Source organism: Fibrobacter sp. UWH5, from assembly GCF_900142505.1.
GTDB lineage: Bacteria > Fibrobacterota > Fibrobacteria > Fibrobacterales > Fibrobacteraceae > Fibrobacter.
In genome coordinates, this window is record NZ_FRBB01000006.1 from 95,233 (window position 1) to 118,321 (window position 23,089).

The 23,089-nt window shown below is 51.5% G+C and carries 18 protein-coding genes; 5 read left to right on the forward strand and 13 right to left on the reverse strand.

Annotated features, from left to right (window positions below):
- Positions 1-9 precede the first annotated feature (9 nt).
- On the reverse strand, positions 10-2,556 hold the full coding sequence (locus BUB38_RS07245; RefSeq protein WP_073159075.1) for a hypothetical protein: 2,547 nt from the start codon (positions 2,554-2,556) through the stop codon (positions 10-12).
- Between the two features lie 15 nt (positions 2,557-2,571).
- Positions 2,572-3,312, reverse strand: a complete 741-nt coding sequence (locus BUB38_RS07250) for a sugar-binding protein (protein WP_249269351.1) — start codon at positions 3,310-3,312, stop codon at positions 2,572-2,574.
- Positions 3,313-3,523: 211 nt separating this feature from the next.
- On the opposite strand from BUB38_RS07250, the gene BUB38_RS07255 reads away from it, so the two are divergent.
- On the forward strand, positions 3,524-4,738 hold the full coding sequence (locus tag BUB38_RS07255) for a glycoside hydrolase family 5 protein (protein ID WP_073159077.1): 1,215 nt from the start codon (positions 3,524-3,526) through the stop codon (positions 4,736-4,738).
- A gap of 4 nt (positions 4,739-4,742) precedes the next feature.
- Here the strand turns inward: BUB38_RS07255 and lpxA are convergent, their stop codons facing one another.
- Positions 4,743-5,549: an acyl-ACP--UDP-N-acetylglucosamine O-acyltransferase gene (gene lpxA / locus BUB38_RS07260; RefSeq protein WP_254794899.1), complete on the reverse strand. Its 807-nt coding sequence runs from the start codon at positions 5,547-5,549 to the stop codon at positions 4,743-4,745.
- On the opposite strand from lpxA, the gene BUB38_RS07265 reads away from it, so the two are divergent.
- Positions 5,548-6,651, forward strand: a complete 1,104-nt coding sequence (locus tag BUB38_RS07265) for a glycosyltransferase (protein WP_073159079.1) — start codon at positions 5,548-5,550, stop codon at positions 6,649-6,651. The two genes, lpxA and BUB38_RS07265, sit on opposite strands and share 2 nt — an antisense overlap.
- Before the next feature lie 57 nt (positions 6,652-6,708).
- On the opposite strand, the gene BUB38_RS07270 is transcribed toward BUB38_RS07265, so the two are convergent.
- The 4 genes from BUB38_RS07270 to BUB38_RS07285 are packed head-to-tail and all read right to left on the reverse strand — an operon-like array spanning position 6,709 to position 11,381.
- Complete coding sequence (locus tag BUB38_RS07270) at positions 6,709-8,037, reverse strand: CCA tRNA nucleotidyltransferase (protein ID WP_073159081.1); 1,329 nt, start codon at positions 8,035-8,037, stop codon at positions 6,709-6,711.
- Positions 8,038-8,045: 8 nt separating this feature from the next.
- Positions 8,046-8,504, reverse strand: coding sequence for a hypothetical protein (locus BUB38_RS07275; RefSeq protein WP_073159083.1), 459 nt, complete (start codon positions 8,502-8,504; stop codon positions 8,046-8,048).
- A 12-nt stretch (positions 8,505-8,516) separates the two neighbouring features.
- Positions 8,517-10,754, reverse strand: coding sequence for a T9SS type B sorting domain-containing protein (locus tag BUB38_RS07280; RefSeq protein WP_073159085.1), 2,238 nt, complete (start codon positions 10,752-10,754; stop codon positions 8,517-8,519).
- A 9-nt stretch (positions 10,755-10,763) separates the two neighbouring features.
- Positions 10,764-11,381 (reverse strand): sigma-70 family RNA polymerase sigma factor, encoded by a 618-nt coding sequence (locus BUB38_RS07285; RefSeq protein ID WP_073159087.1) that lies wholly within the window; start codon positions 11,379-11,381, stop codon positions 10,764-10,766.
- Positions 11,382-11,550: 169 nt separating this feature from the next.
- Between BUB38_RS07285 and BUB38_RS07290 the strand changes: the two genes are divergently transcribed.
- Positions 11,551-13,473 carry a protein-disulfide reductase DsbD family protein gene (locus BUB38_RS07290; RefSeq protein ID WP_073159199.1) on the forward strand — a complete coding sequence of 641 codons (1,923 nt, stop codon included), beginning with the start codon at positions 11,551-11,553 and terminating at the stop codon, positions 13,471-13,473.
- Between the two features lie 101 nt (positions 13,474-13,574).
- On the opposite strand, the gene glgA is transcribed toward BUB38_RS07290, so the two are convergent.
- The 5 genes from glgA to BUB38_RS07315 form a co-directional block, all read right to left on the reverse strand.
- Entirely contained in the window at positions 13,575-14,804 is a 1,230-nt protein-coding gene (gene glgA / locus BUB38_RS07295; RefSeq protein ID WP_073159089.1) for a glycogen synthase, read from the reverse strand.
- A 146-nt stretch (positions 14,805-14,950) separates the two neighbouring features.
- The gene (locus BUB38_RS07300; RefSeq protein ID WP_073159091.1) at positions 14,951-16,258 is read right to left on the reverse strand and encodes a poly(ethylene terephthalate) hydrolase family protein; all 1,308 of its coding nucleotides are present in this window, start codon (positions 16,256-16,258) and stop codon (positions 14,951-14,953) included.
- 231 nt (positions 16,259-16,489) lie between these two features.
- On the reverse strand, positions 16,490-17,059 hold the full coding sequence (gene folE / locus BUB38_RS07305; protein ID WP_073159093.1) for a GTP cyclohydrolase I FolE: 570 nt from the start codon (positions 17,057-17,059) through the stop codon (positions 16,490-16,492).
- A gap of 137 nt (positions 17,060-17,196) precedes the next feature.
- A complete protein-coding gene (gene argA / locus BUB38_RS07310) occupies positions 17,197-18,549 on the reverse strand; it encodes an amino-acid N-acetyltransferase (protein WP_073159095.1) in 1,353 nt (450 codons plus the stop codon).
- A 113-nt stretch (positions 18,550-18,662) separates the two neighbouring features.
- On the reverse strand, positions 18,663-19,601 hold the full coding sequence (locus BUB38_RS07315; protein WP_073159097.1) for an FKBP-type peptidyl-prolyl cis-trans isomerase: 939 nt from the start codon (positions 19,599-19,601) through the stop codon (positions 18,663-18,665).
- A 299-nt stretch (positions 19,602-19,900) separates the two neighbouring features.
- Here BUB38_RS07315 and BUB38_RS07320 point away from each other — a divergent pair, with 299 nt between their 5' ends.
- Together BUB38_RS07320 and folD are read left to right on the forward strand one after the other, a co-directional pair.
- Positions 19,901-20,122, forward strand: a complete 222-nt coding sequence (locus BUB38_RS07320; RefSeq protein WP_073159099.1) for a hypothetical protein — start codon at positions 19,901-19,903, stop codon at positions 20,120-20,122.
- Between the two features lie 155 nt (positions 20,123-20,277).
- The gene (gene folD, locus BUB38_RS07325) at positions 20,278-21,120 is read left to right on the forward strand and encodes a bifunctional methylenetetrahydrofolate dehydrogenase/methenyltetrahydrofolate cyclohydrolase FolD (RefSeq protein ID WP_073159101.1); all 843 of its coding nucleotides are present in this window, start codon (positions 20,278-20,280) and stop codon (positions 21,118-21,120) included.
- Positions 21,121-21,298: 178 nt separating this feature from the next.
- Here folD and BUB38_RS07330 read toward each other — a convergent pair whose 3' ends face one another.
- Positions 21,299-23,032 carry a carbohydrate-binding protein gene (locus BUB38_RS07330; protein WP_083542005.1) on the reverse strand — a complete coding sequence of 578 codons (1,734 nt, stop codon included), beginning with the start codon at positions 23,030-23,032 and terminating at the stop codon, positions 21,299-21,301.
- Positions 23,033-23,089: the final 57 nt, after the last annotated feature.

The following is a 23,089-nucleotide window of genomic DNA, read 5'->3' on the forward strand; positions in this document are numbered from 1 at the left end:
TTAATCCCCTTAGAACCAGACCTTGGTTTCAGCCGTAATGAAGTGGCCGGTCCAGTCGTTTTCTGAAATGTAATTGTCTGTATGAGTTGCATACTTGTAACGGAGGTGGAGACCTGCGCGAGGAGAGAAGTCCCAGTCGACGCCAAGACCGATTGCAGTCTGGTAGTAGTCCACAGGAGCCTTCTTATAGGTAGCCTGGCTAGTCGGGATCAGGAGACCGTACGGGCCACTAGCATTGGTAACCTTAGAGGAAACTGACACATCTTCTACCTGGTAGCCGTATTCAGACTTCCAGTTTTCAAAGCCGAGGTGACCAACCAAGTGGATAGTCGGAGTCAGGGCAAAGGTAGGTTCGAACAAGCCGTAGAAGCTCCACAGAAGCATGTCGCTCTGAGATTCGCTATAGGCGATAGGAGCGAAAGTCTTGGACACACCGGAAATGGAAGCGTAGCCGCTCATCATCAGGTTGCGATCGGTACCGAACCAGTGGCCAATGTCATAACCACCGTCGATGGAGAGGTAGGAAGACCACTTGATATGAGACGGAACTTCTTCCTTCTTCATCTGGTCAGCATTTTCGTAAGCTACGAAAGATTCCCACAGTTCCCAGGTACCACCATAGAGACCGCCACGCTGGCGTTCCATCTTACGCTGGTTGGTGAGAACACCTGCACGGTTGTAGTAACCATTCTTTGCAATTGCGTTACCGGAGTCAGCCCAGAACAAGGCGTTAAACTTGGTCCAGGAGTTGGTGCTTTCCCACATGTTACGGCCATTCAGGCGGTAGTTGAAGAGGATGACGTCATCACCGGCTTCAATCTGGCGATGCTGGGCGTACTGAACACCGAGACGGCCACGGTTGAATTCCGGTTCGAACTTGAAGTTAAGACCAGCCATGTTGGGGCCATAACGCATAGCACCACCATTCAGGTAGAATTCGTCCTTGCGCCAGCTGCGGAGACGAGACGGATCGGTAATGCCGTAGGGAGAGAAGAAATCCTTTCCGAAGTAGACGGCTTCAACAGTAGTGGGCAGCCAATCAAGATGCTTGTCCTGAATCTTGACATAAACACCCAGAGACGGAGCGGAAACACTGGAAGTCGTTGCATCGCGAGTGTAAGCTCTCTTGCTAGTGGTGTCCACATCCTGGAAGGTAGTGGAATCATCCCAGCTAATGGCCACATCAGCCATCAAGTAGAACTTGGGAACGATGTTACCCTTGATGTCCAAGGAAACGATCTGATTGTTTTCAAAGTGCGGGTCACCTTCAAAGGCGTTCTTTGTCCAGGGGCCGGCAAATTCATCTTCGTCAATAAGACCTTCATCGTAGAAGACACCCAGGTAGTTGGCACCGAGAGTCATACCGTCGAAGAGCTTGTTCTTTGCCAGACGGCCGTGAATCACGTCGCCACGGAAGTCGTAGTTACCGGACATTTCCAGTTCGCTGGGCTGACCACCGTAGAGGCGGAGACCGTCACGAGTACCGGCGTCCATATCCTTGGGCTGAGAAATCATGGCCTGTGCGGTCATGCCAAAGGGCATGTTGTACACGTTCATGAACACGCCACCGAAAGAACGGTTGGTCCAGAATGCACGACCACCTTCCTTGACGGGCTTAAAGGACTTTTCCTTATAGTAGGTGCTGACAGTCTTTTCTTCTTCGAAGGTTTCGTACTGCCATGCAAAGCGGGGCATGGTTTCGCGTTCCCACATGGTAAGGGGAGATGCGCAAGCCCAGATAACACCACCTGCGGTCACGTAGGCGCCAAACACAGAAGAACGAATATCGATACCAAAGTTCATTTCTTCTTCAACGCCAGCTGCAGCGTAGTCGGTGTTGTGGTCAAACATCACACGAGTCCAGTTGTAGCTGGGATTGTTGTTGGGTTTTTCGGCCATATAGTTTGTATACAAACCGGTCAGGTCGAAGGGGAAAGTCATATTGGTCCACAAGGTCATATAGGAGTTGGGCATCAACACCATATTCATCTTGAGGGTAGCGTCAACAGCGGTACGAGCCTTGTCGTCGCCGTACACCGGAGCGATTTCGGTGTAGTCGAAATTCTTGACGCGGAAGGCCATGTAACCGGAGACAGCCAGCGGAACATCGTCCTTACCCATGAGGGTAGATTCCATGTCGTTGGCCAGGGTATCCAGGTTTTCCTGGATGGCGGCAACGCGCTGTTCGGCGGTCAGGTCCTTAGGAATATAGACCTTGGCTTCGGGAGCAACCTTCGCGGGAGCCTTTTCAACATTGGCACCGCCGAGAGGCTGAACTTCTTCGGCAGCGGCCACTTCTTCGGCAGGTTCCTCTGCAACAGCAGGTTCAACCTCAGTAGCCGGTTCGGCTTCGGAAGCATAAGAATCGGAGCCATAGGTATCAGAAGAGTATGCATCGTAGGAAGATTCGTTGGAAGAGCTTTCTTCAGAAACGCTTTCTTCTGCGGGAGCTTCTACAGCGGAAGCTTCGGAACCGTAATCGGAATAATCATCCTCTTGAGCAAGAGCAAGAGAGGAGCAAAGCAGGGTTGTTGCTAATAGAGATAATTTGCGCATATAATCCTAGTCCTCTTAGATCTCATTGCGGAACGGATAGTAGGCAGGACCCTCGTAAGCCTTGCCATGCTTCTTAATAACAATATCGTCCATCCAGACCTTGAAGGATTCGTTTTCGTCCTTACGAACTTCGAGGCGGAAGCCCTTGAAATTAGACCAGTTGAAGGGGAGCATCACTTCGCGAGTATTCTTGGCATCCCAGTACACACCAGTGGTACCGAAAAGCTTCAGAGGAATGCTAAAGCGGGTCCATTCGGTGGTAATTTCACCGAGACCCTTGGAACGGAGCTTGACCTGCAGGGATTCACCGTTACTCTTAACGCCATCATCCACAAGCACGAACAGAGCGTTTTCACCACCCTGGGCACCCTTGATCCAGAACTCCAGGACGCCGTCTTCCAGGTACGGAGCCAGGTCTACGGAACCGGCAATACAGATTGCGATACCGGAGTAGTCGCTAGCGATCAATTCCATTTCCATGGAAAGAGCGCCTTCCATGGCGTACTTATCCGTGAGGACCGGTTCGGGGTTTTCACGGGGATACTGGTAGGTATATCCACCACCACGGGGAATTGCTTCACGCATGATGACGGTTACAACATCCTTATCCGGGCGGAAGGACTTGCCTTCTTTAAGGACAAAACGACCAGCATCGCGATCGCGATAGCTGCTAAAGGAAGCCGCATCAGCTAGGGAAACGGCAAGAAGCATGCCCAAGGCACACTTCAGTAACGACGAGATTCTCATATATTTCATATCCTAAGGAGTCTCCAAAAACGGACGGTGCTCAAATATAATCAAATTTGAATACAAGCCCAAAAATAACATTTTTATATGCACTACGAATACCAGTTTTTCAAAAAAACATGTTTTCCGATGTAAACAAAAAAAACATTTTATCAATATGACCCTCAACGAATTAAATTTATGTTTACAATACCGACTTTTACACTACGGGAAAGGTTTTATGAAACGAATTCTGTCCACTCTCGCCATTGTATCTTCTGCCCTAATTTGGCAGGCTTGTTCCGACGATCCGTCCAGTTCCAGCGAGGAACCGGGCTCCTCCGCGTCTGCACTTCCCACCAGTAGCGCAGTCATCGATGAGGACGAACCCACAGGTCAGTCCTCGCTTCCGGATTACAGCCGCGCCATCGCCGTCAACAAGATGCTGGGACACGGCATCAACTTCGGTAACTCCTGGGATTCCGGCATCGATCCCCAGAAAAAGTGCGAAGAAGGCAAGGAAAACGACTGGTGCTACACAGAAGGCAAGGTCTACGACTACCTGGACGAAAAGTGGAGCAACCCCATTGATGACGAATGGTTCAAGATTGCCAAGGACGCAGGTTTCCAGTCTATCCGTCTGCCGGTTCGTTGGAACCAGACCGCCCTGCAGGAACCTCCCTACACTATCCAGGCGGAACGCGTAGCCGGTGTGAAGCACCATATTGACGTGGCCAACAGCCTCGGCATGCCCGTGGTCATCAACCAGCACCACTTTAACGAACTTTATGAAAACCCCGACAAGTACTTGCCGCAGTTCTACGCCATCTGGGAACAGATTGCCGAAGAATTCAAGGATTACAGCAACGACTCCCTGGTTTTCGAAGTCCTGAACGAATCTCGCGGAAAGTCGGATAAAATCCTGGCCCAGATGACTGACAGCGCCATCAAGATCATCCGCAAGACCAATCCGGGCAGAACCATCATGATTGACCCGGGTAACTACGGTAAGTTCGATCTGATGGGCGATTTCGCCGATATCAAGGACAGCAACATCATTATCGACGGTCACTACTATGAACCTTATAGCTACAGCCACCAGGGACACAACGGCGCTTGCGGCTCCCTCTGGAAGCCCATCGACCAGACCGCAGCTCTCTCCATCGTCGCCGACTTGAAGAATTACGTCCAGCTGGCAAAGAAAACCTTCCCCGGCAAGAACGGAACCTACGCCCCCCTGTACATCGGTGAATTTGGCGCCTCTTCCGCCTGCGAAGCCGAAGGCGTAGACGACGAAAACAGATCCTATTATATCAAGGCTATCGTGGAAGTCGCCAACCAGCTGGGCTATACCTGGGCCATCTGGGGCTTTACCGGAGTTCAGTTCGACATCTACGACAAGGGTGCCGGCGAATGGTACCCCAAGATTCTGGAAGTTCTTCAGAAGAATATGTAATAATCTACGGTCGAACGATAGAACCGGCCCAATGATCGTCAAAGAAGGCTTGGAACAGATGTTCCGGGCCTTTTTTCAATTCCTCGATGACTTCGGAGGCGGGGCGGCCGCTACGGTACAGCATACGGTAGGCCTGTTCCAGGTTGCGGATACGTTCTTCGGGGAATTCTTCGGGATGGAGGCGGAGAGCATGGAGATTAAGACCACAATAACGGATAGGGGTTCCCGATGCCTTGGTACACGGAGGGACGTCGCGGTCCACCTTATAGGTTCCGCCCACGAAAGCGTATGCACCCACCTGGTTGCGCTGCTGGATGGCAGTAACGCCACCGATGGTAGCGAACTCACCGATGCGAACATGACCGCCAAACTGGCAACCATTGGCGATAACGGCACCGCGGCCAATCTGGCAGTCGTGACCGATGTGGGAATAGGCCATGATCAGAACCTGGTCGCCGACGCGGGTGCAACCTCCCCCCTGGACGGTTCCGCGGTTTAACGTACAGTATTCGCGGATGGTGCAGTGGGCGCCGATTTCTAGGCGGGTTTCTTCCCCGGCGTACTTCAGGTCTTGTGGGGGCGCCCCCAGAACGGCACCATCATACACATGGGTTTCAGGTTTGATGTTCACTCCGCCATACACATGTACCCTGGATTCCAGGACCACGCCTTCTCCGATTTCAGCCCCTTCATCTACCAGGCACCAGGGCCCGACAACAGCAGAATCGGGGATTTTTACAGAAGGATGGACAAATGCGGAAACGTGAATCATGGCAAAAAAGTAGAAATTTCCTAAATTTGCGAACACCATGGGTAGTGTAATTATCGGCAGCCTCACTGCACTCTATGTGCTCCTGTTCCTATTCTTTGTAATAGGGCTGTTGAAGACGCACCGTTACAAGGGTGTGAAGGCCACTCCCACCGTTTCTGTGGTGGTCCCCATGCGTAATGAAGAGGAATTTGCCCTGCGCACCCTGGAGGCCCTGGCGGTCCAGGATTATGTGGGGGAATGGGAAGTAATCTGCGTAGACGACCGTTCTACGGATTCTACCAGGGAGATTCTCGAGAAGTTTGCCGCAGACCATCCGCGATTCCGTGTGCTTTCGCTGGACCCGAACCTGCCCCAAATCGCAAGCCCCAAGAAGCGAGCCCTGGAAAGCGCCTTCAAGATTGCAAAGTACGAAGTGCTCTTGACCATGGATGCCGACTGCATTCCCCGCAAGAGCTGGATTACCGCCATGGCGGGCCGCTTCGTAGACGGAATCTGCATTGTCCAAGGTCCGAAACAGAATAACGGCACCCGCACCATGCCTCACCTTTTCCAGAAACTGGAAACCCTGGGCTACACCGCCATGGAAGCCGCCGGTTTCAGCTGGGGACACCCCATCGTGGCAAGTGCTGCCTGCCTGGCCTACAAGAAGGACCTGTTCTTTGAAGTGGGCGGATTCGGCGACCTGATTAATTTGAGCAGCGGTGACGATGACATGCTCATCCACAAGATGATGAAAATTCCGGGAACCAAGGTCTGCTACAACCTGGACAGGGAAGCGGTTATCGAGACGGAACCGGTTCACACGTGGAAGCAGCTCTTTAACCAGCGCGCCCGCTGGAGCAGCAACGGCACCAGCTACGAAAGCAAGCCGTACATTTTGATGCTGACCTTGATTTACACCTATTACATCTGGATGTTTATCAGCCCCTGGTGCGTGGCGTTCTTCGATTGCCCCTGGCAGTGGTGCGTGTTCAGCATCTTGCCGAAGATTGTCATCGACTTTATCTTCCTGGGAATTGCATCCTGGAAGTTGCATAGCAAGCGCAAGATGCTTGCGTTTATCCCCACGGAACTGATCCAGATTCCTATGATCGTGTTCTGCGTGCCGGCAGGAATTACCGGACTATTCAGGTGGAAATAAATCCCTAGAGGTAAAACTGCTCGCAGTTTTACGTCAGTTGTTCGCGGGACCAAATGTTTATTGCAACCGCTCGCGGGCCCAGGACTGGGCGGCATCGGCATCGGCGATTTCGCCATCCAACTGCAGTTCAAAACTTTTCTTGATCAGCTCGCCCATTTGCTTGCCGGGCTTTACACCCAGATCCATCAGCATCTTGCCAGTGAGATAGGCCGTAGGCGCCTTTTCGTAGACACCCAGTTCTTCGGCGCGGACCCTGAAGGCCTGTGCGTAGGTGTTCCGAGTTTCTTCGGCGTACAGGGTATTACTCTGCAAGAAAGCGATGTACAGGCGGAGTCCGGAAAGTTCAACCGACAGACGACGGATTTCGGAATCCCGGGGAATGCTTTCGTCAGGCTCATACCTGAAGGCATTTTTTAACAGCAGGGGAACACCGCGAACCAATTTGATTTCGTTGGTAATGCGAGCCAGGAACTTAAGAACCGCTTCTTCGCAGGACTTCTCATCAGAAGCAGCGGACGCATTACCGGCAAGCAAACCGGCAAACATCAGGACCATCCGTTCTTCGTCGGAAAGATCCTGGACGGCGGAAAGATTGTTGAGGAATTCGCCAAGAGTTTCCCAGCTAGAATCATCTGCAGCGCCATTCAAGGACAGGGGACGAATTTCGGGGAAGTATTCATCCAGCTTAATGTCGAGGAAAGCGCGAAGGCCGAGAGAGGGCTTACCGGGTTTCAGCAACCACTTCTTGAATTCTTCGAAAAGACGTTCGATGGACAAGTCATCAAGCGAAAGGGTGCGGCACATTTCAACCGTTTCGGGAGCTAGCTTAAGCTTGAAGCGGCTAGCAAACTGCACTCCGCGAAGAATACGCAAGGAATCTTCGGCAAAGGCGGGCCCCACATGACGAAGAAGGCCGGCCTTAAGATCTTCCACACCATTATAAGGATCGCAAAGAGTCAGATCCGGCAGTTCCATGCCCATGGCGTTGATGGTAAAGTCGCGACGGAGGGCGGCTTCCTTGAAAGTCAGACGGGCATCGGTCTTGACCACAAAACCGCGATGTCCGTAACCCACCTTGCTTTCGGTACGGGGGAAAGAGAAATCGAGAGACTCCCCTTTCATGGCGAGATGGATGACACCAAAAGCCTTGCCAATCAAATTGCAACGACCAAACTTGGACAGAATGGCAATCAAGTCATCCTGCTCCATGTCATACACTTCGATGTCGTAGTCACGGCAGTTACCGCCCAGCATGGCATCGCGGACCCAACCGCCCACCAAGTAGGCACGACCACCGGCCTCGCGAATTTCGCCCGCAATTTTCAATAAACGCTGGGGCAGGCCCGGTTCAAAAGTTTCACCCGAAAGAGTTTGCACTGTGGCCATGAATCACCCTACTGGAAGTTGGAAACATCACTTGCAGAAGTATCGGCAGGTACCTCATCCGCAGACGGAGCGGTTCCTGCACTTTCGGACGGAACAGTCTTGCTTCCGTAGCGGTCATAGATGCTCACCGTTTCCTGCCCTGACGAATCACCCAATGCATCTGAAACAGAAATTTCACGAGGGGATTCGTCAGCCGCGGCAGTTCTAGACTCAGCAGACTTTGTCGAATCCGTTGCGGCAAAGCGGTCATAAATGCTTTTACGAGATGCGGCTCCATCTGCCTTTTTCAAGGCTTCCTCTTCACGGCAGACACGAAGTTCTTCTTCTGCGTAAGCTCGCTGGTCAGGAGAATAGGCCATGGTATTCAGACGATATTCCATTTCTTCGCACACGAGACCTTGACGTTCCCCTGCGCAAGCATTCAGCAGTACACTTATCACGAACAACAAAAAAATCAGACGTACCATCCAGCAAACCCTCTAATGGATAATAATGAACTTGCCCTTCTTCACCTTTGAAGAATTTTTTACAACATAATAATACACGCCAGGTGCCACCAGATTTCCGTCTAATCCGCGACCATCCCATTCAACGCTGCCCCCCAGTGTATCATCTTTTCGGAAGGAACGAATCAGGGAACCGCCACGGTTATAGATGCTAACAGATGCGCCTTCTGCAATATTCGCAATAACGAATCGGTTATGGACAGCAGGCCTGAAGGGAACGGGATAGGCATAAACGTCGGCCTTTGCCGAATCGGTCATGTTCTTCGAGGAGTACTTGAGATTCTTGTTGTAATAACGGCTGACGCCACTGGCATGAGTAAACCAGACCACCCCAAGGGTATGGTCAATGGAAAGGTCCGTTACGTCATTGGACAACATACCGCTCTTTACATTGTAGGACTTGACCGTCAGCGTGTCGGGAGACTTGTTTTTCAGGGACAGACGATAGGCGCCCTGGTCTGTCGTACCTAACCACAGGTTGCCATGAATATCCACGTCAATGGCAGAATATTCGGAAGCACGCAGACCGTTCGTCGACTTGGGCGACACAAGCGTATCCTTGTCTTTTTCATTCTTGTCCAGATAGTAGAGCGATGATTTCGTAATCACCCACAGGCGATCCCCAATAGAGTCGTAAACCATATCCACGGGAGTAGATTCCAGGGGGATAGATGTTTCTATGGTAGCACCGGACAGTTCACCCCCATTGTTCTTGGGAGAAGGAATTCGAATGATGTCAAGCCCGCCATCGGCAGCGATCGCCGTGCCCTGTCTTGAACCCACATACAGAAGCCATGAACCATCTTCATCGATCGTTGCGTAGAGAGGGCCAGCCATTGAAGTTTGCCCCACCTGAGTTGCACAATAAACTTCGCCATTGGTCTTGAAATAGTTTATGCTGTACTTCTTTCCGTTGGAGGTCGTCGTCAAGAAACCGGAACTGTCCGGCGCAGGCGTCGACCCGACAGAAATAACATACTGCAAGGGATTTCCGAGGTCATCATAACGGCCTTCAAAGTAGTTATCCAGGCAGGCGCCGCTATTCAGCCCAACGGAGAACTGCTGATCCAGCCCCCAATTTATGAACATGAAGAAGCCGAAACCCCAGATGTGGAAAAAGGTATGGCCATCGGGCAGCACCGATATGGACTTGATGCGGGCATCAAATGCAGCAGATTGACTACCGATCCCAGGCAGAGGATAAGACAGGTCGCTCCACGGTGCAACACCCCCATAGCTAATCCCGCCTTCCGTAGTACCAACAACGACACCACCGGTAGGCACGGCATGAACTTCATAGGGTTCCCCCAGCGGGAAATCATTGAACAGCGACAGGTCTGTTAGGGAGTTAAGGCTAGGGTCATAAAGGAAGACAGCCTCATCGCCAACCAGGAAATACTTGTCTTGGGCCTTCTCGATCCATCGAGTCTTTCTGACGACGGTGGTATCGTAAATAATCTCCTGGTTTCCCGCAACCTCGATAGTGTCAATGGGAGTCGCACTAATTGTATAGCTGGGGTCATCAATGATATCCCCTTCGATATTTATAAGGTTGGAGTCCTTTTCGACCAATCCATTCACCAGAGACGGATCTTTAACCTTGCTCCATGACAAAGGATCAAAAAGTTTAGCATCCCCGCCCACATCATACCAGTCCATTTCGCGAACATAGGACTGTTCGCCAACATTCACGTAAAGAGAATCTCCGTGAACCACAAGTTTCTGGATATTATCTGCAGACAGATTGTATTCACCAATTCTGTCGATTGTCGCAATAGAGGTTTTCGTAATCAAGTCAAAAAAGGCCAGACGGTCTTCAAATGCAATAACAATGATGGAATCGGCAAGAGCGGCTCCATCAGGCAGCACTCTAGACTTATTGGCGACGTAAGACCTATTCAGTACTCCCCAAACATTTCTTTGGGCGTCCAATGCGGCAATCAGACCGAACTTGGAAATGGCATAAATCCGTTCTTCATAGCCGACAATGGCGTGGAATATGGCCTCTTCCAATCCGTCTTCAGAATGAAATACGCGATCACCGTCTATGGCGCGGTAACGGATACCTCCGTCAGTCGCCAAAAGAATACCCCCACCATAGGGGATGCAACTTCTAACAGGAAAGGGCTTAGAAAAAGTAAGCCAGCTCTCCGCGGCAAAAGCCTGGGCAACAGTCAGAAAGACAATCAGTAGTAAGGTATAGAACTTCACATTACAAAATTACGAAATTTCATTGTTCCTCGTAAGCAAATCCTCCAAAAGAACCATTGGAGCATCAATCTTTTCAAGGATGGCATCCCTTTGCCGCTTTTCTTTGCGCATTTTATTTACAGCCCTGCAGCGAAGCTTGCTTAGGTACCCCCTATTTCTCGTCAGAATCCGGGCCGCATCCTTCAAAAGAAAACCTCCAAGATACGTCAGTTCCGTAACGAGGGCTTCTTCTGGATTGAGCACCTGCATAAAAGTCTTGAGCAGCGCGGCAGCCTTGTTCTCGCGGGATTCATTACGAAAATGGACCGAAGACTGTTCGGGATAAACATCGTACGCCGCCTGATTTTCCCTCAGCACAGAAAAGGGCAGAACCATTTTCTCCCGACGGTAAAGATCGAAGTGGGTACACAACGTTACCCTATAAAACCAGGGCCAAAGTGCGGTATCCAAATTAAGATTTTTCGCATATTTGCAAAACTTCAGCGCAACCTCCTGAAAAAGATCGTCTGCGGCCTCTTTTGTACTACTCCGCTTGCAACATAGTTTGTAAATTTGTGGGGCATTCTTGCGCCAGATATTCTCTAGCCGAATGGATACTTCTTCTGAAAAAATTCGCGTATTTTCCATAGTCAGAACGGGAATTTTGACAGAGTGTTTTCAGTTGAAGTCAAATCTAGGAAACCCTATGCGTAAAAAACCGATTCTTGATTATTTTGTCAACAACTGTTTGCAAAATGCTTCATTTTGCATTTTGCTACTGACTTTACCCTTGACAAGCTTCGCCGAAGAATTCAACATGAACAACATGCCCCCTCCGGACATGAGCATGACCTATTCGGCAGGGGAACTGGCTGCAGGATCAAAACTTACCGTCAAAATCACCATTCCCGACAACTGGCACGTAAACGCCAACATTGCCGCCGACGAATTCCTGAAACCCTCGTCCATTGACGTCTCCGCCCAAGGAATTTTCTTTGGCGAACCCGTCTGGCCCGCCCCCATCAAGGAATACAGCGAGGCTCTGGACCTTGAAAACCTGGTATTCCGCGGCGAGTTCCAGGTCATCCTCCCCATCGACAGCGTAGAAAAGAACTTCGACAGCCTCTCCACCACCATCACCTTCCACTACCAGGCATGCGACAATTCCATCTGCCTGGCACCCGCCCAAAAGACCATATCGCTGGACGGGAATACTTTTGGAAAGGGGAACGCAGGCAACGGGGACGCTAACCTAAAAAAAAATGGTAAAGACGGGGATGAGCCGCAGCAAGTAAACGCTACGGAAGAAAAATTCGACATCATCATGGAATTCCAGCAGGAAGAAACCGCTGGAACAGACGCCAAAACCGTTGCAAGTGAAGCCACAGCAAACGAAAGCACCGCAAGCGAACCGCAGACCGCCGCAGAAGAAAGCGCCGCTGAAGTCGCCGCCGTTGGAGAAAGTGCCGCAGACTCCGCCGCAGGTTTCGCCGGCACCCTAGCCCTCCTGTTCTTCGCCTTCATCGGTGGCATCATCCTGAATCTGATGCCCTGTGTTTTGCCGGTGCTTTCGTTGAAAATTTTCAGCCTCGTCAAGCAGGCCGGGAAATCCCGCAGCCGCCTGCTGGCATCGGGACTCAGCACCACCGCAGGCATCCTCTGCAGTTTCTGGGTGCTGGCAGCCATCATCAGCATCATCAAGATTGGCGGCGGAAATGCCGGCTGGGGAATGCAGTTCCAGAGCGCAGGCTTTATCGCCTTCATGGTGGTGATCCTCACCGCCTTCGCCATGAGTTTCTTCGGACTGTTTGAAGTGTGGCTCCCCTGGGGTGCCACCACCAAGATGGATGCCGCCGGCAGCAAGGGCGGCCTGGCAGGCGCCTTCTTTACGGGAGCGCTGCTTGTTTTGCTCAGCACCCCTTGTTCCGCACCCTTCCTGGGAACCGCCATGGGATTCGCCTTTACCGCAAGCCTGCCGGTACTGTTCCTATTCTTTACGGCAGCAGGCATCGGACTTGCCCTCCCCTATCTCCTGGTCAGTTTCTTCCCCGCCGTTCAGAAACACTTGCCCAAGCCGGGAATCTGGATGACCTACCTGCAGAAGGTCATGGGTGTTTTACTTCTGGCCACCGTCTGCTGGCTTCTCTGGGTCGTGAACGAGCAGGCAGGTTCTGCAGGCGTAGGAATCTTCGCAGTTATCGCTGTAGTATCTGCAGCGGCCAGCGCCCTCATCGGGAAAATCGCCCCGCCGGGTGTAGCCTTCAGCCGTGAAGTGGTCGGATTCGCAGGCGCCATTGTGATTCTTGCCGGTCTCTGGTTCGGCGTTCTCGCACCCCGCTACGAAAACGTAGTCGTCGATCGTTTCAACGCCCGCATGGCAGAACAGATGACAGAAGACGGCTGGTTCCGTTACAGCCCCGCCCTCATAGAAGAATTCAAGGCCGCCGGGCGCACCGTATTCATCGACGTTTCCGCCGACTGGTGCATTACCTGCAAGGCAAACGAAGCCGCCGTCCTTAACCGCGAAGAATTTACCGACGCAATGAACAAGCTGAACGTGGCCCGCGTCAAGGCGGACTGGACCCGCGAAACTCCGGAAGTGAATGCATTGCTCCGCAGTCTTGGAAAATCTGGCGTACCCGCTTATGCAGTATACCCCAAGGGCGATGCAAGCAAGCAGATTGTCTTCCCGGAACTGCTGACCACAGGTGCCATCGTCGAAAAGATTACTGGCAAGTAAAGTCCTTTTTCCGTATAAGAAAAGCCCGCGGTTTAAATCCCGCGGGCTTTTTTGCGATTTCTATAAGTAATCCCCGACATTGTCGGGGATCCCATTAAAAATTAGCGCTTGCCTTCCTTCTTATATCTCTCAATACATTCCTGGTAGAATTCATAGGTCTGCTGAGCGATGGCCTTCCAGCTGAAGACGTCGATAGCGCGCTTGCGGCTCACTTCGCCCATCTTCTTTGCCATTTCGGGGTTGGCCAGAATGGTGTTCAGCTTGTTTGCGAAATCGGTCTGGAATGCCTTGGGGTCGGCGGGTTCGAAGTTGGTCTCGGAAACAGCCTTCAGGGGAACCAGGAAGCCAGTTTCGCCATCCACGATAATTTCGGGAATGCCACCCACGGCGCTACCCACCACAGGAGTACCGCAGCTCATGGCTTCAAGGTTGATGATACCGAAAGGTTCGTAAAGGGACGGAGTTGCAAAGACAGTAGCGTGGCTATAGAGCACACGGAGTTCTTCATGAGGAACCGGTTCCTGGATCCATACAACACCTTCGCGGGTCTTCTGGACTTCTTCAATGAGAGCCTTGCATTCGTCGGCCAGTTCCTGAGTGTCGGGGGCGCCAGCGCAGAGAACCACCTGGGCGTTCTTGTCGATCTGGGGGATAGCTTGGATCAGCTGGCTGATACCCTTCTGACGGGTAATGCGGCCCACAAACAGCACGAAAGGCTTCTTCGGGTCTACACCCCACTTTTCCAGGATGCCTTCGCTGAAGGTGGGCTTGTAGAAGTCGGGATCGATACCGTTGTAAATCACCTTCACACGGTCTTCGGGAACGCCATAAAGCTTCATCACGTCGCGCTTCATGCCCTGGCTAACGGCGATGACACCGTCGGCGGCTTCGTAGGCGGTCTTTTCGATCCAGCAGCTCATGGCATAGCCACCGTCGCCCAGCTGTTCAGCCTTCCACGGGCGGTGAGGTTCCAGGGAGTGGGTTGTCAAGATCAGGGGGCACTGCAAAAGGCGGGAAGCCAGGACACCACCGAAATGGCTGTACCAGGTATGGCAATGAATGACATCGATGTCATCCATGGTAGCTGCCCACTGCAGGTTAATATCCAGGGGCTTGAAAATCTTCTGAAAACGGTCATCCTTGGGATTCAGGCCCAACTTACGGCTAAAACCGATAGCACGGATATTGTCGGCGTCATCGTTCTGCACGCCAAAGCAGCGGGCTTCCACATGGCAAAGCTTGGCCAATTCCTGGGTCAGGAACTTGACGTGGATACCGGCACCGCCATAGATTTCCGGCGGGAATTCATTAGTAAGGATAGCTGCGTTCATAAATGTCTCCAGTGGCGGAAAAATCCGCCATTCGCACTAAATATACATCTATTTCCTTAGGCCAAAAACGCTAACTAAAAAAAAGATTCCCCGACTTGCGCCGGGGAATCCTTGGAGTGTGTTATGTAGAGATACTTTTTATCAGGCTAGAAGTTCTTGCACTGACCCTTCCAGTTACCCGGGCCACCAACGATGGGGCCGTTGATGTAGGCACCACTGGTACCGACGAAGTCAGCCTTACGGAAGTCTTCGCCACCCAGGTGCCAACGCATCCAGGAAACGGTAGCAGCCATGCCACCCCAAGGACCAGAACCGTGGCCCCAGCCACATTCGCCGTTCTGGCATTCAGGATTTGCACCGACCGCACCACCAGTCATCTTGATAAGGCAAGCGGGAGCCTTGACACCCGGATTACCGTAGTCAGCTTCTGCATTGGGGCGTTCCATACCACCTTCGCCATAAACGATGGCGAAAGTCTTGGTTGCAGGAACCTTAGTGCCATCCACATGAGCCATGTCGCCACTGTTGTTCAAGACTGCAGTAATCACGCGATCGTCATTGATAAGCATTTCTTCGGACTGGAGACCACCCATGGAGTGACCGGATGCACCCACCTTGGTCATATCCAATTTCTGGTACAGGGGGTCGCCCGGAGTATTGTTCTTCTTTTCGAGCCAGTCGAGAGCGGGCTTGCCGCGGCCAGTACCATCCGGAGATTCGCTAGTGGCGATTACAACGAAACCGTGGGAAGCAAGGCGACGGATAATGCCTTCGTATTGTGAGGGGCTAGAACCGCCACCTGGGCCCCACAGCACAACGCCATGTTTCTGGGTTTCGGAAAGTCGCTTGGGATAAGCAAGAATGGCTCCGCCGTTATCACCGGTGTTTGTGAAGTATTCCACCTCCATGTAGTCCTTGTTTTCGTCGGTATCGTTAGCAAGGAAGATACCCTTAGGAGCTTCCTGGACCACGGCGCTAGAGCTTTCCGGAGCGGATTCGCTTGTGCTGGAAGCCGGTTCAGTTACGCCGCCCTCAGAATCGGAACTTGTCACGACATCGGAAGGATTGTTATCGGTAGGAACGTCACCTTCAGCAGGAACATCACCGCCTTCTGCGGGGGTGTCGCCACCTTCGGCGGGAGTATCACCAGTGGGGGGAACAACTTCACCTTCTCCACCAACGTCACCATTTTCTTCACCGGTAATCGGATCGTCAGTAGGATCCATAGCGGCAGAAGATTCCGGATTAGTATAGATAATTTCACCCGTAACCGGGTCAACCATGGGTTCGCCAGTTACCGGATCGATTACCGGTTCGCCAACCACAGAGCTGGAAGACAGACCACCAAGGGCGCCGTCTACAGCATCTGCTACAGAATCACCACAGTTCATGAATGCCAATGCACTTGCAGTAACAAATGCCAGCTTGACCACCCTAATAAAATTCTTTTTCATTTCAAACTCCTTTTATTCCATCACCGAGAATAAAAGTACCTAGAACCAGGCAAAGAAAATAAGGTTCAAAAAGAGATTCCTTGGATAAAATGTCAACATGGACAATTTGTCAACGAGAAAAATTTTTACATTAATTTATACATAAAAATCCACGATTGACACATATCAATCGTGGATAAAAATCAGACTTTTATTTTTTACAAATTAATTTTCGCGCCAGCGACCGCACCCTTAGCGAAGGCGGTCGTTAATAGTAGCCATAAATTCTGCGCGGGTCTTTTCGTCGGTCTTGAATCGGCCAAGAAGCTGTGTAGTCACCATGGTAGCACCGGGTTTCTTGATACCGCGCATGGTCATGCACATGTGGCTTGCTTCCAGAACAACGGCAACGCCCTTAGGCTGCAATTCCCTCTGGATCAGTTCCGCAATCTGGCGAGTCATGCGTTCCTGAATCTGGGGGAAGCGGGCATAGAATTCCACCACGCGGGGAATCTTGGAAAGCCCAACAACGCAATCACCGGGAATGTAGGCGATATGGGCCTTACCGGTAAAAGGCAAGAAGTGATGTTCACACATGCTGGCGAAGGGAATGTTGGGCACAACGATCATCTCGTCATACTTTTCGTGGAAGCGGGTCTTGAGGATATCTTCGGCCTTCAATTCTCCAGTCAGGCTGCTCATGACCTCGGCATACATCTTGGCCACGCGCTTGGGAGTTTCCAGCAAGCCTTCGCGATTAACATCTTCACCCATACCTTCAAGAATCATCTTGAAGCCATCTTCCATCATTTTTAAATTCATATCAGTTACTCTTCAATCAATTTTTTTTAATCCTGCACCTTCGAACCTAATTCAGCTAAGGAACTAAAGTTCCTAGTTTCGTACAGCTCGCGGGACTGGATCCTTCACTTCGTTCAGGATGACGCACCTGCGGTGCGTCACTTCTCCAGCGGGAGCATCAAGATACGAGACTTCCGCTTCTGATTGTAGTGATCGCGCTTGGTCTTGGGGAGTTCCTCCACAGTACCATCCACAAAGCCAAAATGGTAGAACCAGTCCAGAGCCTGGGTGGTTAGCAGGAACAGCTTCTTGTAACCCTTCATGCGACCAACGGAAATCAGGTGGCGGACAATGGCGTCGCCAATGCCCGACTTACGATAGTTGGCGCCAACGGCAATGCCAGCCACTTCGGCCATACCATCCTCAAATTCATGGAGGGCGCCGCAACCGTGAATGCTGTTATCGATGCTGTACACCACATAGTCCGAAAGCTTTTCGGAGATGCTTTCCTGAGTACGGGGCACCAGGAATCCCTTGTCGATATAGTCCTGCATAATGCGGAGGATATCGGGAATGTCTTCCATGGTGGCCGGGCGGATACTAGAGTACTGGTTGGCGTACACCATGGTACCGTCACCACGGGCAGAGAACACTTCCTGCAGCAAGCTTCCCTGAAATTCACCGCTGAGCAAGTGGACACGGTTGGCGCCAGCCTCGCAAGCGTGAATGGCATTCATCAAGTAATCCATCTGGGCGAAATTCAAGACGTCAGAATTCAATTCCAGAAGTTCCTTGGCCTGGTCCACATCCATAGCAGAAATCAAACCGTTATCGGTAGGTTCCAGATACTTGGTATTCCTACCCGTCACGAGACCGCCAAGCTTGATACCGTTCTGGTTACCGATGAAGAACAGCTTTCCCACCTTCATGTACTTGCAAAGTTCGGTAGCCAGTTCCGTAGAACTGATATTGTAGGCATGACCGATCTTGTTCCAGCCGATAGGTGCAATGATAGGCACGAAATCTTCGTTCAGCAATTGGTCCAGAGTATCCTTCTGTACGCGTTCGATGCGTCCGGTGCGCATATAATCCACACCGTTGATCACGCCCATGCTGCGGGCCAAAATCCAGTTGCCCTGAATACCGCGAAGGCCGCTTGCCGTCAAATGACTCATAATGTGCTGGGCCGCACCTAGAGAAGCCTGTTCCACGTGGGGCAAGGCCTGCTCACTGGTAAGACGTACGCCACAATGGAACTTGGTTTCTACGTTCCAGGCCTTGAGCTGGGCGTCGATACTATTGCGGGTACCCGGCACGATAATGATCTTTACCCCAGTCTTGTGGAGCAAGGCGATATCACGCATGAGCACAGGGAAAAGCGGATGGCTCATGAGATCGTCTTCGATCTTCAACACAAACAGCTGGCCCTTGAAGCGTTCCATATACCCGAACACTTCGCGAATGAAACCTGCTATTTCAAAATGCTGGGATGTAAAATCATTTGGATTCATAAACTCAATAATAAAAAAATTGGTTCAGAAACAAAATGGCATAACGAAAAGAAAACAAAAAGAAAAACCGCGGGAAGTTAACCGCGGCCTTTCTTGAGAGAGAAAGAAAACTCTTACTTGGCAGGCTTGGCCTCAGCGGGGGCTGCAGGCTGGGCTTCGGCGGGGGCAGCAGTCGGCTGAGCGGCGTCGGCAGCGGGCTGAGCTTCAGCAGGAGCGACTTCTGCAGGAACCGTTTCAGCAGGCGGAACTTCTGCGAAGACCTTCAGCAATTCCACTTCGAACACCAGCATGGCATTGGCAGGAATCATGGGAGGTACGCCAGCTTCACCATAAGCCAGGTCGCTAGGAATCCAGGCCTTCACCTTGGAACCCTCCTTGAGAACCTGCAGCAGGTCCTGCCAACCGGCAATGACCGCATTCACCGGGAATTCCAGCGGTTCTCCGCGCTTTACGCTATTGTCAAATTCAGTACCATCCAGCAGGGCACCCACATAATGCACCTGGACCTTGTCGCTAGCCTTGGGAGAAATGCCGGTACCTTCGGTAATCACCTTGTACTGTACACCCTTGGGAGTCAGCTTCACGGTAGGATCCTGCTTGTTCTTTTCCAGGAACTTGTTCTGTTCATCCAGAGCCTTCTGGGCAGCGGCCTTTGCATCGGCTTCCTTGTTCTGCTGCATCAGCAGGAGCAAGTCCTGAAGGGCACTTTCTGCCGTAGAATCATCCATCAGGACCTTACGGTTGGAATCCACCACATCCTGGATGGCGCTCATCAAGAGCATCATGTTCACGGGAGCATTCACATTGGCAATAGCCTTACCCAGGTCCATACCCAGGGCATAGCTGTAACGGTCAGTCTTGTTTGCAAAACCGGCACCGGGAACAGCCACAGAAGCCTTGGCACCACTGGCTTCGGCAGAAACGGCTGCGGAATCGGCAGGGGCGGAACCAGCAGCTGGGGCAGCGGGATCCACAGCGGGTTTTTGAGAACCACCACATGCAACCATGGCTGCGCAAACGGAAATTGCAGAAAAAAGACGGACAAAACTCATGTTAATTCCTTTATAATCAGTGACTTACTGCACATCAATTTACAAAAAAGTGTGTCGGGGAACACGCCGTGAACACTTTTTAGCGGCTAAAAAATAGCGAAAAAGAATCCCCCAGGGCATCCATTTTTGGCAGAAATCGCCGTTTTTGAATAGAAAAACGCAACTTTTATCCAAAACTACATTCGGGAAACCCATTTAGAACCGCCCCAAACCGTAAACTTGCGTAAACAAAAACCCTTTGAAAGGTACAAGAAAATTACTAACTTACAACGCCAAGAAAGAGAGTGTAAGGAAATTGTATGAATTACCGCTTTGAAAATTACATTGAATCGGCTTCTGCAAGCAAGAAAAACTTCGAACGTGACCTTGAAGGTATCAAGGCCTCCCTCCAGTCGTCTATCCAGGGCAAAACCTCCACCTTTACGGTTCAGCCCGCAAAGACCGGCTGGCTCAAGGGCAGCCTTTCCTACCCCTGGGTACTGATTTGCAGTATCGCTCCGGCCCTGAAGGAAATTTTCTAATAGATATCCCTATCTTGTATTTCATTTTATGAAAAACGCCGCCTGTTTAAACAGCGGTGTTTTTTTATGCTCTTATTTTTTTATTTCCGCATATTTAAAACATCATACCTTATTTTTAAATTTGAACCATAAGAAAATTAAACCTGGAGACCAATATGGCAGCTCTCGTTTTGGACGGCAAGGCTCTTGCCAAGACCACTGAAGAAGAACTCAGCGCACGCGTCGCAAAGCTCAAGGAAAAGACCGGTAAGACCCCGATCCTCGCCACCATCCTCGTCGGCGACGATCCCGCTTCCGCAACCTATGTGAAGATGAAGGGTAATGCCTGCGCTCGCGTGGGCATGGACAGCATCAAGGTCATCATGCCCCAGGACACCACTACCGAACAGCTCCTGGCCAAGATCCAGGAACTGAACAACAATCCGGACGTCCACGGCATTTTGCTGCAGCACCCGGTTCCCCGTCAGATTGACGAACGCGCCGCTTTCGAAGCAATCGACGCCCGTAAGGACGTTGACGGCGTGACCTGCCTGGGCTTCGGCCGTATGTCCATGGGCGAAAAGGCCTATGGCTGCGCTACTCCCCAGGGTATCATGCGCCTTCTGAAGGCCTACAACGTGGAACTCTCCGGCAAGCACGCTGTTGTTGTTGGCCGTTCCGCAATTCTCGGCAAGCCCATGGCCATGATGCTGTTGAACGCAAACTGCACCGTTACCATTTGCCACTCCAAGACACCCAACGTTCCGGAGCTGGTGAAGCAGGCAGACATCGTCGTTGGCGCTGTAGGCAAGCCTGAATTCATCAAGAAGGAATGGATCAAGCAGGGCGCTGTGGTTGTTGACGCCGGTTACCATCCGGGTGGCGTCGGCGACTGCGAAAAGGGTATGGAAGAAGTTTCCAGCGCATACACCCCGGTTCCGGGCGGCGTTGGCCCCATGACCATCAACACCCTCATCTACCAGAGTGTTGAATCTGGCGAGAAGTACATTCTCGGTTAATTTCGGCTAATCGCAGAAGGTGCGTCGCGGCAGTTCCGCGGCAAGCAAAAAAACTCGGTCGCTTTACGGCACCGAGTTTTTTTATTTCTTGAAGGTAGGAATTATTTCAAACAAAAATGCCTCTCCGCAGAATAATCTGCAAAGAGGCGGTTTTTAGGAGAATAAGAGAGAGATTTAATTACTTGCGGACGCGAATGGTCTGGGTAGCCTTACCAGCAACACCGTAGCGCATAACATAGGCGCCATTGCGCAGCGTTCCGTTAATGCCCTTCCATGCTTCCTGAGCGGAACCGGCAAAGACGTTTGCAGACTTGACCAGCTGACCGTTCATATCGAAAATCTGGCACTTGATCAATCCTGCGCCTGCATCCATCAGGATAGTGTTGGCAATCTTGACCAGTTCACCATTGCCTTCAAACTTGATCCAGTCCACATTCAAATTGTTGTCATTGATGGTCAGGCGCAGAATCTGCTTTCCGGCAGCCAGTTCCAATTCACCCGCTTCGACTTCGGTATAAGTATTCCAGTCACCCATGTTCTTGATTGCGGCATCCAGAGTGGCGGTACCCACAGAAACAGTTACAGAACCATCGGCACCATTACCAGTAGCGCCATTCACGGTCACCTTGTACTTGCCAGCAGCCTTCACATCGATGGTGTATTCGTAGTAGTCGCCAGCAGTGGTATAACCAGCGGCATAGCCTGCACCGGCCACAACGACGCCAGCATCATCTGTACGATAAGCGGTTCCATCATTTTTGGCCTGGCTGTGGGAATAGGCATTCACGTCGTAATTTTCTGCTTCCACAGTACCCGGAATTTCGATAGCGCCCTTAAAGGGATTGCCTTCGGCAGAAGCACTGGAAGAAGGTTCAGTAGAAGTGCTGGAACCCGGGTCCACCACAGCGGCGCCATCAGAAGAGAGCACAATGTCGCCACCATTGGGAACAGCATCAAAGTAGATGTAGCCATCCTTGATGGAGGCTTCGATGGCCTTGCCATCCTGGGTTGCGGAAACCATGGTCCAGCTACTCTTGACGCGAATGGACAAAGGATAGTTGTACTTGGAAATGTTGTCGGCGATGCTATGGGTAAGGGTATAGCTCATGCTGGTGGCGGAAGAAGACTTTTCAGTAATCTTCGCAGCCTTGCGTTCCTTGATGTACATGGCAACATGTCCCATGGGAGCAACCCAGATCTTGGAATCGTTCTGCTTTGCCCAACTGAGAGCGCCGTCGATGGCGCTAAGGTCCGTGGGAGAATAGGTAGCGTAACCATTGCTCTTGCCCTGGAAACCGTGAGTCAGGAACGAAACCCAGCCACCCTGCTGGATAGCCTTTTGCATTTGGCCAGTAAAGTCATTAGTGCTCTTGATGTCTCCCTCGGAGCCAGTCATGGTGGCGGGAACCTTGGTCCAGTCGCTGGGACCGTCCTTGCCCGAGATATCGGGCACACCCTGCCAGGAACCATTACAGATACGGCCAACAACGTAGTTCTGGCTCACAGAGGATGCACTGGGGGACTTACAGTTAGGATAAGCCAACGTGACAACGCCATAATTCTGGGAAATCTTGCCATTGATGGTATTTCTTGAGGAAGCCGATTCGTTATCAGGCATGGGGTTTCCATGATTATCGCTATGGCTTGCAATTTCGTGGCCATTATCAGCCATACCCTGGAAGCCACTCCAGTTAGGATTCCAAGTCGTCACAAGGTTAAAAGTACCCTTATAGCCGTACTTGTCAAATACCGGGGCGGCGTCAGTCACATGACTGGGAGCACCATCATCAAAAGTAAAGCTTGCCGCACCCTGACGGAAACCTGCCCAGGTTGCAATTTCCTGAGCCTGTACAGAAGCAAAAAGGCTGCCGATCACAGTTGCAGCAACAAAATATTTCCTTGATAGATTCATAACACATCTCCGCCTAAAAAGGCATAACTCTCTGAATCTATAAATACATTTTTCTAG